Origin of the sequence: Corallibacter vietnamensis (genome assembly GCF_039537875.1) — a bacterium.
Lineage (GTDB): Bacteria > Bacteroidota > Bacteroidia > Flavobacteriales > Flavobacteriaceae > Corallibacter > Corallibacter vietnamensis.
In genome coordinates this window covers 805,778-819,840 of sequence record NZ_BAABBI010000001.1, presented here as the reverse complement: position 1 = coordinate 819,840, position 14,063 = coordinate 805,778, and the positions used below count along the sequence as shown (strand labels likewise).

Genomic DNA, 14,063 nt, shown 5'->3' with positions numbered 1-14,063 from the left:
CTATTCCCCAGGAAAATCAGCTTTACGTTTTTCTAAAAAGGCTGTGGTACCTTCTTTAAAATCGGCTGTGCCAAAGCAGTTACCAAACTCTTCTATTTCAACTGCAAAACCATCAACACCATCTTTATAATTGGCATTTACGGCTTTAATAGCTTTACTAATCGCTACAGATGAGTTTCTCATAATTTTACCGGCTATTTTTTCGGCTAGCGGTAATAATTCATCTACAGTGGTTACGTGGTTTACAAGTCCGTAATTGTGCGCTGTTTGAGCATCTATCATGCCAGCAGTCATAACCAATTCCATAGCACGACCTTTACCTATAAGTTGTGGCAAACGTTGTGTACCACCATAACCAGGAATAACTCCTAGCGATGTTTCTGGTAAGCCCATTTTTGCATTGTCGCTCGCCACTCTAAAGTGACATGCCATAGCTAGTTCTAAACCACCACCAAGGGCAAAACCATTTACAGCAGCAATTACCGGAGTGCTTAAATTTTCAACAAAATCAAATAACAATTCTTGACCTTTAGCGGCAAGTTTTCCGCCGTTTTCTACATCAAAATCAGCAAATTCACTAATATCTGCACCTGCTACAAAGGCTTTTTCTCCACTTCCTGTAACAATTACAACTTTGGTGTTTTTATCTGCATCTGCAGCTTTAAACGCTTCATGAAGTTCTTGAATAGTTTCTTTATTTAACGCGTTTAGCTTTTTAGGTCTATTTATTGTAATGGTTGTTATGCCGTTGTTAAATTCTGAAAGGATATTGTTATATGTCATTGTGTTTATTTTTTTGGAAAATTTACGACAAAAGCAGTGCCTTTATCTTTTTCAGTTGTAAAGGTAATACTTCCGTTATAAGTTTCCATAATATTTTTCACCATAGCAAGACCAAGTCCCATTCCACTTGTTTTTGTGGTAAATTTTGGTTCAAAAATCTTCGTTTTATTGGCTTCAGAAATACCTGCACCATTATCTGATATAGAGATAACCACATCTTTTTCTGTTTCTAAAACACTAACAACTATTTTTTTATTCTCTTGTTCGTCTGGAATGGCTTGAATACCGTTTTTCACTAAATTGGTTATTACCCTAATAAGTTGTGTTCTATCAAAATTTGCCCAGATTTCATCTTTTTCTGAAACAAATACTATATAATCTTCACTAAAAATATCAATAGCAAGTTTTGATATTTCTACTACGTTTAGTGATTCATTTTGTTGCGCAGGCATTTTAGCAAAATTTGAAAATGCCGAAGCGATAGAGCTCATTGTGTCTATTTGTTGAATAAGCGTTTTTGTGTATTCATCTAGCTTTTGATGAATGTTTTCATCTTGTGGGTCGAATTTTCGCTGAAAACTTTGCACGCTTAATCGCATAGGTGTAAGCGGATTTTTAATTTCATGTGCTACTTGTTTTGCCATTTCTCTCCAGGCTTGTTCACGCTCATTAGTGGCTAACTTTACTGCACTTTCTTCCAATTGATCAATCATAGCGTTATATGATTTTACCAATGTTTCAATCTCCTCACTTGAAGACTCAACCTCTATTTTTTTATTACGTTTTTCTAACCTAGTTGCGTTCATTTTATCGCTAATGGTTTTTAGCGATCTGGTAATGTATTTTGACAAAAGATAAGCCAAAATAACTGCTATAATTAGCATAAAAAGATAGGCATAAGCCAAGCGCTCTAAAAACTCTTTAAGTTTATTATCTAAAAAACCATCGTTTTCTAAATATGGTAAATTTAATATAGCTAGTGGTTTAAACTTCTCATCTGTTATGTAAGAAAATGACGTTTGATAGGTTTCTCCGTTTTCTATATGCTCACCTACATAACGATGCTCAACAGTGTTTGCTAATGTGTTTAAAACTTCGGCTTGAATACATTTTGGAATAGAATCTAAAGACAAACTCGCTTTTGATGATTTTAACAAACTTCCTTCTAAATCATACAAATTAATCTGAAGTTTATGAATAGCTGCTATTTCGCTTAATTTCTCTTTAAATATTAATGGAATTCGTTCTGTTTTGACCTCATAAGTAGTTTCACGAAGCGTGTAATTTATACTTTCACGAATGTTTTCTTCTTTACTATCTAAACGGTCTTTGTGGTAGTCTTTTGCTTCTTCGTTATATTGATAAATAGTTACTATCGCTATCAAAATAGACGCCATTAATACTAAAAGAATCATGGCGATAAAAATTCTAAATCGTAAGGATAGTTTTCTTAATTGCATTTAAAAATATTTGTGATGAGATAAATATAACAATAATCACACCAAAGATTTAAAGCTGTTTATGCATCTGGATTTTTAGCACGAATATTTTTGTAAATCTTAAAACCTAACATTAATAATATTCCTAAAACCAAGATTCCAATAACACCAAAAATCCAATTTATTGCATTTTTTAGAATAACTAAAAAAACAACAGCAAATAGAATGAATGTTGCGCCTTCGTTCCATAAACGCATAAAGTTTGATGATTTTTTAACCTCATCGCGTTGTAACTGTTTATAAAACTGATGTGTTTTTAGGTGGTAAAAAATCAATAAGATCACAAATGTAAGTTTTACATGCATCCAACCTTGTTGTAACCAAAACGGCTGTAAAATAAGCAACCAAATAGCAAAAACAATTGCCAAAATAGCTGACGGCCAAGTAATGATATTCCATAAGCGTTTTGCCATGAGCTTTAACTGCTTTCCTAAAATTTCCTTTTCAGGAGATGGCTTATGAAATGCTTCTATTTGATAAACAAACAATCTAGGAATGTAAAACAAACCGGCAAACCACGTGATTACAAAAATGAGGTGTAATGCTTTTATGTAATTGTAATATTCAGTCATAAAATTAAGTTTTGACAACTAATGTTTTACGTATTTCTCTATTTAAAAAGAAAGCTGTTACTACGGTAGCTAAAATATCTGAAATAGGAAACGACATCCAAACGCCCATTTCACCATAAAAATTAGGCAAAATTAAAATAAGTGGAATGAAAAAGAATCCTTGCCTTGTAAGAGTGAGTAATAACGCTGGAATAGCTTTCCCTATGGCTTGAAAATAAGCAGCTCCTATAAGTTGCACAGCAATAATAGGCGTCATTGCAAACACCCAACGCATATCATTAGGGGCTTCTTTTAGTACGTCAACATCTGAAGTAAATAAGCGTGTAATTTGCTCTGGGAATACCATTAATAATATAAAAATAGTAGTAGCCAATACTGTGGCATAACCAATAGCTGTATTTATAGTTTTTCTTACTCTAGAATAGTTTTCGGCTCCATAATTATATCCTGCAATAGGCAAAAACCCTTGGGTTATTCCAAAAACAGGAAATAAAGCAAACATGAGCATTCTACCTACAATAGCATATGCTGTTACTGATGTTTCGCCACCTAGATTATATAAAATATTATTCATAAATAAGTAAGTAATACTTACCACAGCTTGTCTTGCCAAGGTTACAAACCCCAAAGAGGCTATTTCTGAAACAACATTTTTTTGAAGTTTTAAATGCGAGGCATCAATTTTTAATTCAGATTTATTTGATAAAAAATACCAGATTATAAAACCAATACAAAGCATATAAGATCCTGTAGTTGCCCAAGCAGCTCCAGCCATTCCATAATCTAAAACATTAATGAATAAATAGTCTAAAACTAGATTTCCTATAGAAGGAATCATCATGGCATACATAGCAAATTTAGGCTTACCTTCAGCCCTAATTGCCGTGTTTCCCATCATACAAAGTCCTAAAAAAGGTACGCCATACAATACTATTTTATAGTAAATTTTTGCTGGGTCAAAAATTGCGCCTTTTCCTCCAAAAGCAGGAATAATATCATCTACATAAAGCAAACCAAAACAAGCAAAAGCTACAGTAAACAATAAGGTAAGCGTAATTTGATTTCCGAATGTTTTTAAAGCTTTTTCTTTATTATTTGCTCCGAGTGCTCTTGAAATAATTGATGATCCTCCAACACCAATACTCATTCCTAAAGCCGCAATAAAAAAGGACACTGGCAACACAACATTTATGGCTGCTATGGCTATTGAACCTATCCAATTTCCAACAAAAATGGTATCAACCAATATATTTAGAGACATAACCAAAATTCCTATAGCGGCAGGAACAGATTGCTTTATTAATAGCTTTTTTATAGGTTTAGTTCCTAAATCTTGAGATGATATTTTATTTGCCATTTACGGTTTGTGTTTCTGGTTTAGTCACCCAGTTATTTATCCATTTTGATAATAGGCTTACCCAAGCATCGTCATCATTTAAGCAAGGAACTGTAGTAAACTCCTTACCTCCCATTTCATGAAAAATCTCTTCACCTTCCATAGCTATTTCTTCTAAAGTCTCTAAACAGTCACTCACAAATGCTGGAGTTACTATAGCCATATTTTTAATTCCTTCTTTTCCTAAGCGCTCTATGGTTCTATCTGTGTAAGGTAATAACCAAGGATCGAAACCTAATCGTGATTGAAATGATGTTGAGTAAGTTCCTTCTTGTAATTGTAATTTTTCTGCAACTAATCTTGTTACTTCTAAGCATTGATGTCTATAACAAAACTCATGTGCTTTTGATGGTGTTTTACAACAACTTCCATCTATTTTACAATGAGATTTTGTTACATCGCTTTTTCTTATATGGCGTTCTGGAACACCATGATATGAAAACAATAAATGCTCATAAGATTTACCTGATAAATGTTTAGAAATACTATTTGAAAGCACATCTATATAGTCTGCATTGTTATAAAATGCGGGTAAATCTGTAATTTTTATATCAGGGAAATGTGCTTTTCTTATTTCTTCAGCTAATACCAAAATAGTTTCTGTAGTTGCCATGGCAAACTGAGGGTATAGCGGGATTAAAAAGACCTCATCAACGCCTTTATCTACTAATTCTTGAATACCTTTTTTTATGGTCATACTTCCATAACGCATTGCTAAAGCAACAGGAACTTGAACTTGTTCTTGTACTTTATTTTGCAAGCGTTCAGAAATAACAATAAGCGGCGATCCTTCTTCCCACCAAATTTTTTTGTATGCTGCCGCTGATGCTTTTGGCCGTGTATTTAAAATTATACCTTTTACCAATAAGTTTCTTGCCCAAAGCGGTACATCTATAACGCGCTCGTCCATTAAAAACTCACCTAAATATTTTTTTACATCTTTTGGATCAGGGCTATCTGGCGACCCTAAATTTACTAGTAAGACTCCTTTCATGTATGCTTTTTAAAGAGTTACGAAGATAATGACATTATATATTTTTTTGGCGTCGTGCCATACTTCTTTTTAAATGCTGATATAAAGTGGCTAGCGGTGCTATAACCTACTTTTAGTCCAACTTCGTTAACATTATTATTTCCTGATTCTAACAATTTCCTGGCTACTTCCATTTTGTAATCAAATAAAAAGCTAAAAACTGAATCGCCATAAATTTCTTTAAAACCTTCTTTAAGTTTTTTCAGGCTTAATTGTATCTCATCTGCAAGTTCTTGTAGCGTTGGCGGCTCGGTCATTCTAGAGATGATAATATCTTTAGCTTTTCTAATTTTTATTACGTTGGTTTCATCTATTAAAAACGGACACTGCTCTATATTAGCATCTTCACTTCTATTAAAATACAAACTCAATAACTCATATGCTTTTCCTTTAAAGTATAAACTCTTGATAGATTTATTGAGATTATAATGCAAAAGCTGCGTCAAAACTATCGCCATAGATGGTGATATAATTCCGTCTTTATAATATTTTTTATCCTTATTATCATCACTCAAAAATGTGATATAATCGGCTTCTTGAGAAAATAACCCGTGAAATTTCTTTATAGATATTAAAACCGAAACCAACCACGAATCTGGATCTATTTCTAAATGTATGGGTAAATCTCTCTGCGGATTATAAAGTAGCAATGTTTTTTCATCTTTAATATCTAAAGCGTATCTGCCTTCATTAAAAATAAACTTACATGTTCCTTTTAAACAAAAATGAAATTGTATAAAACTACTATCTATTTCTCGCTCAAGAGACTCTACAACACTATTGTTGTTTTGATAGGTTAAAACAAAAAAATCATTTTCAATAGCAACCTCATTAAACGACCCTTTAGCGTTATTTTTTAAAGCGTTAAAATCTGAATTCATTTCAAAGTTATTTAGATTGATTCTAAACTAATGTTTGCTAAAACGTTATTATTGCTACAAAAGTATGACATTTATCTTATTCTCATAAAAAACATAACAAAAAAACCAACAGCGACATTTATTGTTCTTTAAGCGTTATTTTATTTCGTATCAACCATATATTTTTGTTTCCAGAATATCCGAAGGGATTTATGAAAAATAAAACGATTACAAAAACAACATATTTCTATGCAATTGGCTTAAGCTATAAAAAGGCTGATGCCGAAATTAGAGGTCACTTCAGTTTAGATGACACAGCTAAAACCAATCTGCTAAAGCAAGCCCAAAACAGCGATATTGAAAGCTTAATTGTTACATCTACATGTAATAGAACAGAAATTTATGGCTTTGCAGAACACCCGTTTCAACTTATAAAGTTACTATGTGATAACACCAAAGGAACTGTAGAAGAGTTTCAAAAGGTTGCATACATTTACAAAGGTAAAGACGCTATTTATCACATGTTTAGAGTTGGCTCTGGCTTGGATAGTCAAATTTTAGGTGACTTTGAGATTATAAGTCAATTAAAAGCTAGCGCTAGATTATCAAAAAAATCTAGCTTATTAAACGCCTTTTTAGAACGCTTAATCAACGCTGTTATTCAAGCAAGCAAGCGCATTAAAACCGAAACAGATATTTCTTCTGGAGCAACTTCGGTATCTTTTGCATCTGTTCAGTACATTATGAAAAATGTAGAAAATGTATCAAACAAAAACATTTTACTTTTCGGAACAGGAAAAATAGGAAGAAACACTTGCGAAAACCTTGTTAAGCATACAAAAAATGAGCATATTACTTTAATTAACAGAACAAAAACAAAGGCTGAAGAAGTTGCTGGAAAGTTTAATCTAATAGTTAAAGATCATGCAAACCTACAAGATGAGATTAATCTTGCTGATATATTAATAGTTGCCACAGGCGCACAAAACCCAACAGTAAGCAAAGATTTAATTCAATCTGAAAAACCACTGTTAATTTTAGATTTGTCAATCCCTAAAAATGTACACGAAAATGTTACAGAATTAAAACATGTAACACGCATACATATAGATGACTTATCAACAATAACAGATGAAACTTTAGAAAAAAGAAAAGCGCAAATTCCACTTGCCGAAGCTATTATAAATGATGTAGAAACAGAGTTTAATAACTGGCTAGAAACACGAAAATTTGCACCTACAATAAAAGCGCTTAAACATAAACTGATAGACTTTAAAAACGCCGAGCTAGAAACACAACGCAAAAAATTAACTGGTTTTAACGAAGAGCAGGCAGAATTGATAAGTAATAATATTATTCAGAAAATCACCAATCATTTTGCGCATCATTTAAAAGATAACGATATTTCTACAATAGAAAGCCTTGAACTTATAAAAAAGGTTTTTCAATTAGAAGAACTTCAAGAACATGTCTAAAACAATACGTATTGGTACCCGAGATAGTCAATTAGCACTATGGCAAGCCAAAACAGTACAAAAACAACTAGAAAAATTAGGTCATAAAACAGAATTAGTACCCGTAAAATCTACTGGTGATCTTGTTTTAAACAAACCTTTATACGAACTAGGAATCACAGGTGTTTTCACAAAAACGCTAGATATAGCAATGCTTAACGGCGATATAGATATTGCTGTACACTCTATGAAAGATGTTCCTACAGTATTACCAAAAGGCATTGTACAAGCAGCTGTATTAAAACGCGGAAATATAAAAGACACTCTAGTTTTTAAAAACAATGAAGAATTCCTTTCTCAAAAAGAAGGAATAATCGCCACAGGAAGCCTACGCAGACGAGCTCAATGGTTAAATCGTTACCCAACTCACACTGTTGTTGGTCTTCGTGGTAATGTAAACTTAAGACTACAAAAACTAGAAAACAGCAACTGGAATGGAGCCATATTTGCTGCTGCGGGATTAGGCAGACTAAACATAAAACCAGAACTATCTATAAATCTAGACTGGATGATTCCTGCACCTGCTCAAGGCGCAGTTATGGTAGTTGCTATGGAAGATGATGAAGAAACTAGAGCTATTTGTGCTGAAATAAATCACGAAGAAACCGAAATATGCACCCAAATAGAGCGTGACTTTTTAAACTTACTAGAAGGTGGATGCACAGCACCAATAGGTGCATTAGCTTTTATAAAAGACAACGAAGTAAACTTTAAAGGCATTTTATTAAGCCCAGATGGCACTAAAAAAATTGAAGTAACTCGTACCGAAAAACTAGGCAAACACAAAAATATAGCAAGCTTTTGCTCAAATTATATTATAGAACGCGGAGGCAAAAGACTGATAGATGCTTTAAAAATAGAAACATCAAAAACTAACATATACTCCACCAAGTCTTTTACTGAAACACAACAACAGTTATTTAACGATAATCTTGTTGTAGAAAGTCATGATGCTATAAAAATTAGCCCAAACAGAATACAACCAGCTGTTTTTAAAGCACCTATAAAAAACGTTGTAATCACTAGTAAAAATGCGGTAGAATCTATAGTAACAAACCATCCTGCCAATGCACTTAAATTTGAAAACATTTATTGTGTAGGTCGCAGAACCAAAAAACTTATAGAGCAAAAAATTGGTGCTGTAACGCACTCTGAAAAAAACGCTAAATCTTTAGCTAAATACCTGTTGAATAATATTGACGGTAGCGAAATAACGTATTTCTGTAGTGATTTACGACTAGATGATTTACCAAGTATACTTGAAGCTGAACAAATAAAAGTTAACACTATAGAAGCCTACCAAACAAAGTACGACTCTAAAAAAGTTAGCAACTCACTAGATGGCGTTATGTTTTACAGCCCATCAACTGTTGAAAGTTTTATTAAGCAAAATACCCCTAACGGAATTGCTTTTTGCATTGGCGAGACAACAGCTAAAGAAGCAAAAAAACACTTTAGCGATGTAAGAGTAGCAAAAATACCAACAGTTGAAAGCGTTATAGAGTTAGTAAACGAACATTATATTTAATTTTATTACACTTATTTGTGTTTCAAATAAGTGTAACAACATAATATTTCAGATAAATTATGATTAAAAACGATTTATTTTTAAGAGCCTTAAAAGGCGAAACTGTTAATCGTCCGCCTGTATGGATGATGCGTCAAGCCGGGCGCTATTTACCTGAATTTATCGCAATTCGTGAAAAATATGATTTTTTTACGCGTTGTCGCACACCAGAATTAGCAAGTGAAATCACCGTACAACCTATAAGACGCTATGGTATGGATGCAGCTATATTATTTAGCGACATTCTGGTTATTCCTCAAGCTATGAATATTGAGGTACAAATGAAACCTAACTTTGGACCATATCTACCAAATCCTGTTAGAACACAAAAAGATGTAGACAATGTTATTGTTCCTGATGTCACTATAGAACTAGACTATGTATACCAAGCTATAAAGGCAACAAAAGAACTTTTAAACAACGATATTCCTCTTATCGGTTTTGCAGGATCTCCTTGGACCATTTTATGCTACTGCGTACAAGGTCAAGGAAGCAAAAATTTTGACAAAGCCAAAGAGTTTTGTTTTACAAATCCAGTAGCAGCTCATCAATTGCTTCAAAAAATAACAGATACTACCATTGCTTATTTAAAAGAAAAAGTAAAAGCTGGTTGTAATGCAGTGCAAGTCTTTGATTCTTGGGGTGGCATGCTGTCTCCTACCGATTATCAAGAATTTTCATGGCAATACATTAATCAAATCATTGAGGCGTTAAAAGACGATGCACCTGTAATTGCTTTTGGAAAAGGTTGTTGGTTTGCTCTTAATGACATGGCAAAATCTAACGCATCTGCTTTAGGCGTTGATTGGACGTGTTCAGCACGAAATGCACGTTATTTAACAGGCGGAAATATTACATTACAAGGTAATTTTGACCCATCAAGGCTATTATCACCTCCTGCTGAAATTAAAAAAATGGTACATCAAATGATTGATGAGTTTGGCAAAGACAAATATATCGTAAATTTAGGTCACGGTATTTTACCAAACATTCCTTTAGATCATGCTAAAGCATTTATTGACGCCGTTAAAGAATATAATGCCTAAAATTTATGTTAAGCGCTGAAACATTTTATCTAGCCCCACTTAACCTAGACGATGCTTCTAGCCTAAACAGTTTAATGATTTCTAACGGCAAAAGATTTCAAGCTTATTTACCAAAAACCCTTGAGCAAAATATTTCTGAAAACGCTTCTAAAACATACATTTCAAAGAAAAACAAAGAAATAAAAGAACAATCAGAATTTACATTTGCAATAAAAGATAAAGACACCCATAATGTTGCTGGGTTAGTTATCCTTAAAAATTTAGACTGGAACAAAAAACAAGGCGAATTTGCTTATTGTTTAGGGTCAAAATATTCTGGTAATGGTTGGATGACCAAAAGTATAAAAGCAGCAAAAGCTTATGCGTTTGATGAATTAGGATTAGAAACCCTTCAAATTATTATTCATAAAACCAATACAACAAGTATTCGTGTTGCCGAACGCAATGGATTTACCTGGAAACAAACACTAGAAAAAGAATATGTTACCGGAAAATCTACGTTAGATATGGAACTTTATGAATCTATTAAACAGACTTAATTCAAATTTTATAAAAGGACATAAATTATGACTGAAAAAACTTTACTATCTCCATTTCAAAAATTTGTAAAAATTGAAAGCTTTGGTGGCCTTCTACTTGTTATAGCCACTATTTTAGCTCTTGTCTGGTCAAATTCGCCATTTTCTGAAAGCTATACATCGCTTTGGGATTATAAAATTGGTTTTACAACAGAAGCTTTTGAGCTTAACAAACCAGTCATATTATGGATAAATGATGGTTTAATGGCTGTGTTTTTTTTCTTAATTGGTTTAGAAATAAAACGTGAGTTTTTAATTGGTGAACTTAATTCTCCTAAAAAAATAGGCTTTCCTTTAATTGGTGCTTTTGGCGGTATGGCCATACCTGTGCTATGCTTCTTTTTATTCAATAACAATCCTGAAACACAAAATGGCTGGGGAATTCCTATGGCAACCGACATTGCTTTTTCTTTAGCAATACTAACTGCTTTAGGCAAAAGAATTCCATTGGCATTAAAAGTGTTTTTAACAGCCTTTGCCATTGTTGATGATTTAGGAGCAGTACTCGTTATTGCTATTTTCTATAGCAGCTCTATAAAGTTTAGTCTTTTAGGCGTTGCTTTATTGCTTTTAGCCTTTTTATACATATTATCATATCGAGGTTTTTATTCAAAATTTTTCACTATAAGTTTAGGTATTGTAATTTGGGTGCTGTTCTTAAAATCAGGTATACATCCAACTTTAGCCGGTGTATTATTGGCTTTTTCGGTGCCTATTAGACAAAAAATAAACACTCCTGAATTTATTGATAATCTTGTTAAAATCACAACAAATATCAAACAAGCAAGTGTTCTTAACAAGCCTATTTTATCTAAAGAACAAATTCAGCAAATTGATGATTTAGAAGATTGGACATACAAATATCAATCACCATTACAACAAATTGAACACAATTTACATGATTGGGTTGCTTACTTTATTATTCCTGTTTTTGCCTTTGCAAATGCCGGTGTAGTGATTAATAGTTCAGAGCCTCTTGAAATTAATTTAGTAACAGCAATTGTTGCAAGTTTAGTTTTAGGAAAAAGCATTGGTATTACATCATTTGTAGTGTTAGCAAATAAAATAAAGCTGATTAATATACCTTCAGAAATTTCAACATGGCATATTATTGGCGTGTCTTTTTTAGCTGGTATCGGGTTTACTATGTCAATATTTATAGCTGGGTTAGCCTTTGTAGGAGAAACAGCTAATATAGACTCTGCTAAAATTGGTATTTTAATAGGTTCGCTAATTTCAGCTATTATAGGATACCTCATATTGCGATTTAAAAAATAGTTATGAAAACTGCATTTTATCAATACATACAAGACTTACAAGACACAATCACATCAAAACTTGAAGCTATAGATGGAAAGTCTAGCTTTCAAGAAGATATATGGAAACGCCCTGAAGGTGGCGGCGGAAGAACCCGTGTGATTGAAAATGGAGCTGTTTTTGAAAAAGGAGGCGTAAATATCTCTGGTGTTCACGGTAAATTACCCGAAAGTATGCAGGCTTACTTTAATGTAAAAGATGCTGATTTTTTTGCCTGTGGATTAAGTTTGGTTTTACACCCTAAAAACCCAATGGTTCCTACTGTTCATGCCAATTGGCGATATTTTGAAATGTACAATGCTAATGGCGATATTGTAGACCAATGGTTTGGTGGCGGACAAGATTTAACACCTTACTATCTCTTTGAAGAAGATGCCAAACACTTTCATCAGGTTTGCAAAACAGCCTGCGATAACCACAACCCTGAATTTTACCCAAAATACAAGGCTCGTTGTGATGAGTATTTTTTTAACACGCATCGTAATGAAGCACGTGGTATTGGCGGTTTGTTTTTTGATTATTGCAAAGCAACCGAAGAAATGAGCATGGAAAATTGGTATAATTTTGTAACTGAAGTTGGAAACAGCTTCCTTGAAGCTTATGTACCAATTGTTGAAAAACGCAAAGATTTACCATATACAAAACAACAACGCGATTGGCAAGAAATTCGTCGTGGTCGCTATGTAGAATTTAACCTTGTTCATGATAAAGGAACATTATTTGGATTAAAAACCAATGGTCGTATTGAAAGCATATTAATGAGTTTACCACCACATGTACAATGGGCTTACAACCACCATCCAGAACCAGATAGTGAAGAAGAAAAATTAATTAAAATACTTAAAAACCCTGTAAATTGGGTTAGCAAATAAAAATCACAACCATGTATCCTTTAAAAAGAAACAGACGATTAAGAACCAACGAAGCTATACGCTCTCTTGTTCGTGAAACCATAATATCTCCAAACGATTTTTTAGTACCGCTATTTGTTGTTGAAGGAAAAGGCGTAAAAGAAGAAATTCCTTCTATGCCAAATTACTACCGTTATAGTTTAGATTTACTTCAAAATGAAGTAAAAGAACTATGGAAACTTGGTTTAAAATCTGTATTGCTATTTGTAAAAGTTCCTGACAACTTAAAAGACAATAAAGGCACCGAAGCTCTTAACCCTAATGGCTTAATGCAACGCGCCATAAAAACAGTTAAAAATACTTGTCCTGACATGCTAGTTATGACAGACGTAGCTCTTGATCCTTACTCGGCTTATGGACATGATGGCATTATAGAAAACGGTGTAATTTTAAATGATGAAACCGCTGATGTTTTAGCCGAAATGAGTCTATCTCATGCAAAAGCTGGAGCCAATTTTGTTGCTCCTAGCGATATGATGGATGGTCGCATATTAAGCATTCGTGAACTTTTAGAAGATGAAGGTTTTACAAACACAGGCATTATGAGTTATTCAGCAAAATACGCATCGGCTTTTTATGGTCCTTTTCGTGATGCTTTAGATTCAGCTCCTGTAGATATGATTGATATTCCAAAAGACAAAAAAACTTACCAAATGGATTATGCCAATCGTTTTGAAGCTATAAGAGAAACCGAAATGGATATTGATGAAGGCGCTGATATTGTTATGGTAAAACCAGGACTTTGCTATTTAGATATTGTTAGAGAAATCAAAAATGAGGTTGATGTTCCTGTTGCTGTTTATCAAGTATCAGGTGAATATGCTATGCTTAAAGCTGCTGCTGAAAAAGGCTGGCTAGACCATGATGCCGTAATGCTAGAACAAATCACAGCTATTAAACGTGCTGGTGCAGATATCATTGCAAGCTATTTTGCTAAAGACGTTGTGAAATTGATTTCGTAACTTCGTAAAAAATCAAAACAAACTT

Annotated in this window: 13 protein-coding genes; 7 read left to right on the top strand and 6 right to left on the bottom strand. The window is 33.3% G+C overall.

What is annotated here, in order from left to right; all coding sequences use genetic code 11:
- From ABD690_RS03745 to ABD690_RS03720, 6 genes are read right to left on the bottom strand one after another with little or no spacing between them, the layout of a single operon-like run.
- Nucleotides 1-783, bottom strand: coding sequence for an enoyl-CoA hydratase/isomerase family protein (locus ABD690_RS03745; protein WP_344727230.1), 783 nt, complete (start codon nucleotides 781-783; stop codon nucleotides 1-3).
- 5 nt (nucleotides 784-788) lie between these two features.
- Complete coding sequence (locus ABD690_RS03740) at nucleotides 789-2,243, bottom strand: sensor histidine kinase (protein WP_344727228.1); 1,455 nt, start codon at nucleotides 2,241-2,243, stop codon at nucleotides 789-791.
- 59 nt (nucleotides 2,244-2,302) lie between these two features.
- Nucleotides 2,303-2,854 carry a CopD family protein gene (locus ABD690_RS03735; protein WP_344727226.1) on the bottom strand — a complete coding sequence of 184 codons (552 nt, stop codon included), beginning with the start codon at nucleotides 2,852-2,854 and terminating at the stop codon, nucleotides 2,303-2,305.
- A gap of 4 nt (nucleotides 2,855-2,858) precedes the next feature.
- On the bottom strand, nucleotides 2,859-4,211 hold the full coding sequence (locus ABD690_RS03730) for an MATE family efflux transporter (RefSeq protein WP_344727223.1): 1,353 nt from the start codon (nucleotides 4,209-4,211) through the stop codon (nucleotides 2,859-2,861).
- The gene (gene hemH / locus ABD690_RS03725; RefSeq protein ID WP_344727221.1) at nucleotides 4,201-5,244 is read right to left on the bottom strand and encodes a ferrochelatase; all 1,044 of its coding nucleotides are present in this window, start codon (nucleotides 5,242-5,244) and stop codon (nucleotides 4,201-4,203) included. Before hemH ends, ABD690_RS03730 begins: the two co-directional genes overlap by 11 nt.
- A gap of 17 nt (nucleotides 5,245-5,261) precedes the next feature.
- Nucleotides 5,262-6,164, bottom strand: coding sequence for a helix-turn-helix transcriptional regulator (locus ABD690_RS03720; RefSeq protein ID WP_344727219.1), 903 nt, complete (start codon nucleotides 6,162-6,164; stop codon nucleotides 5,262-5,264).
- 191 nt (nucleotides 6,165-6,355) lie between these two features.
- On the opposite strand from ABD690_RS03720, the gene hemA reads away from it, so the two are divergent.
- Genes hemA through hemB form a run of 7 tightly spaced genes read left to right on the top strand, consistent with a single transcriptional unit; the run spans nucleotide 6,356 to nucleotide 14,038 of the window.
- Nucleotides 6,356-7,618: a glutamyl-tRNA reductase gene (gene hemA, locus ABD690_RS03715; RefSeq protein WP_344727217.1), complete on the top strand. Its 1,263-nt coding sequence runs from the start codon at nucleotides 6,356-6,358 to the stop codon at nucleotides 7,616-7,618.
- Nucleotides 7,611-9,185: a hydroxymethylbilane synthase gene (hemC, locus tag ABD690_RS03710; RefSeq protein WP_344727215.1), complete on the top strand. Its 1,575-nt coding sequence runs from the start codon at nucleotides 7,611-7,613 to the stop codon at nucleotides 9,183-9,185. Before hemA ends, hemC begins: the two co-directional genes overlap by 8 nt.
- 59 nt (nucleotides 9,186-9,244) lie before the next feature.
- Entirely contained in the window at nucleotides 9,245-10,270 is a 1,026-nt protein-coding gene (hemE, locus tag ABD690_RS03705; RefSeq protein WP_344727213.1) for a uroporphyrinogen decarboxylase, read from the top strand.
- Nucleotides 10,271-10,275: 5 nt separating this feature from the next.
- On the top strand, nucleotides 10,276-10,809 hold the full coding sequence (locus ABD690_RS03700; RefSeq protein ID WP_344727211.1) for a GNAT family N-acetyltransferase: 534 nt from the start codon (nucleotides 10,276-10,278) through the stop codon (nucleotides 10,807-10,809).
- A gap of 27 nt (nucleotides 10,810-10,836) precedes the next feature.
- Nucleotides 10,837-12,126: a Na+/H+ antiporter NhaA gene (gene nhaA / locus ABD690_RS03695; protein WP_344727209.1), complete on the top strand. Its 1,290-nt coding sequence runs from the start codon at nucleotides 10,837-10,839 to the stop codon at nucleotides 12,124-12,126.
- Between the two features lie 2 nt (nucleotides 12,127-12,128).
- Complete coding sequence (gene hemF / locus ABD690_RS03690; protein ID WP_344727207.1) at nucleotides 12,129-13,037, top strand: oxygen-dependent coproporphyrinogen oxidase; 909 nt, start codon at nucleotides 12,129-12,131, stop codon at nucleotides 13,035-13,037.
- Nucleotides 13,038-13,048: 11 nt separating this feature from the next.
- Nucleotides 13,049-14,038: a porphobilinogen synthase gene (hemB, locus tag ABD690_RS03685; RefSeq protein WP_344727205.1), complete on the top strand. Its 990-nt coding sequence runs from the start codon at nucleotides 13,049-13,051 to the stop codon at nucleotides 14,036-14,038.
- The last annotated feature ends 25 nt before the right edge of the window (nucleotides 14,039-14,063 follow it).

What these genes read in the sequence shown, in the direction of transcription:
- ABD690_RS03730 (WP_344727223.1), bottom strand. Translation starts at nt 4,211, where the DNA reads ATGGCAAATAAAATATCATCTCAAGATTTAGGAACTAAACCTATAAAA.
- ABD690_RS03745 (WP_344727230.1), bottom strand. Translation starts at nt 783, where the DNA reads ATGACATATAACAATATCCTTTCAGAATTTAACAACGGCATAACAACC.
- hemC (WP_344727215.1), top strand. Translation starts at nt 7,611, where the DNA reads ATGTCTAAAACAATACGTATTGGTACCCGAGATAGTCAATTAGCACTA.
- nhaA (WP_344727209.1), top strand. Translation starts at nt 10,837, where the DNA reads ATGACTGAAAAAACTTTACTATCTCCATTTCAAAAATTTGTAAAAATT.
- ABD690_RS03700 (WP_344727211.1), top strand. Translation starts at nt 10,276, where the DNA reads ATGTTAAGCGCTGAAACATTTTATCTAGCCCCACTTAACCTAGACGAT.
- ABD690_RS03740 (WP_344727228.1), bottom strand. Translation starts at nt 2,243, where the DNA reads ATGCAATTAAGAAAACTATCCTTACGATTTAGAATTTTTATCGCCATG.
- ABD690_RS03735 (WP_344727226.1), bottom strand. Translation starts at nt 2,854, where the DNA reads ATGACTGAATATTACAATTACATAAAAGCATTACACCTCATTTTTGTA.
- ABD690_RS03720 (WP_344727219.1), bottom strand. Translation starts at nt 6,164, where the DNA reads ATGAATTCAGATTTTAACGCTTTAAAAAATAACGCTAAAGGGTCGTTT.
- hemA (WP_344727217.1), top strand. Translation starts at nt 6,356, where the DNA reads ATGAAAAATAAAACGATTACAAAAACAACATATTTCTATGCAATTGGC.
- hemB (WP_344727205.1), top strand. Translation starts at nt 13,049, where the DNA reads ATGTATCCTTTAAAAAGAAACAGACGATTAAGAACCAACGAAGCTATA.
- hemE (WP_344727213.1), top strand. Translation starts at nt 9,245, where the DNA reads ATGATTAAAAACGATTTATTTTTAAGAGCCTTAAAAGGCGAAACTGTT.
- hemF (WP_344727207.1), top strand. Translation starts at nt 12,129, where the DNA reads ATGAAAACTGCATTTTATCAATACATACAAGACTTACAAGACACAATC.
- hemH (WP_344727221.1), bottom strand. Translation starts at nt 5,244, where the DNA reads ATGAAAGGAGTCTTACTAGTAAATTTAGGGTCGCCAGATAGCCCTGAT.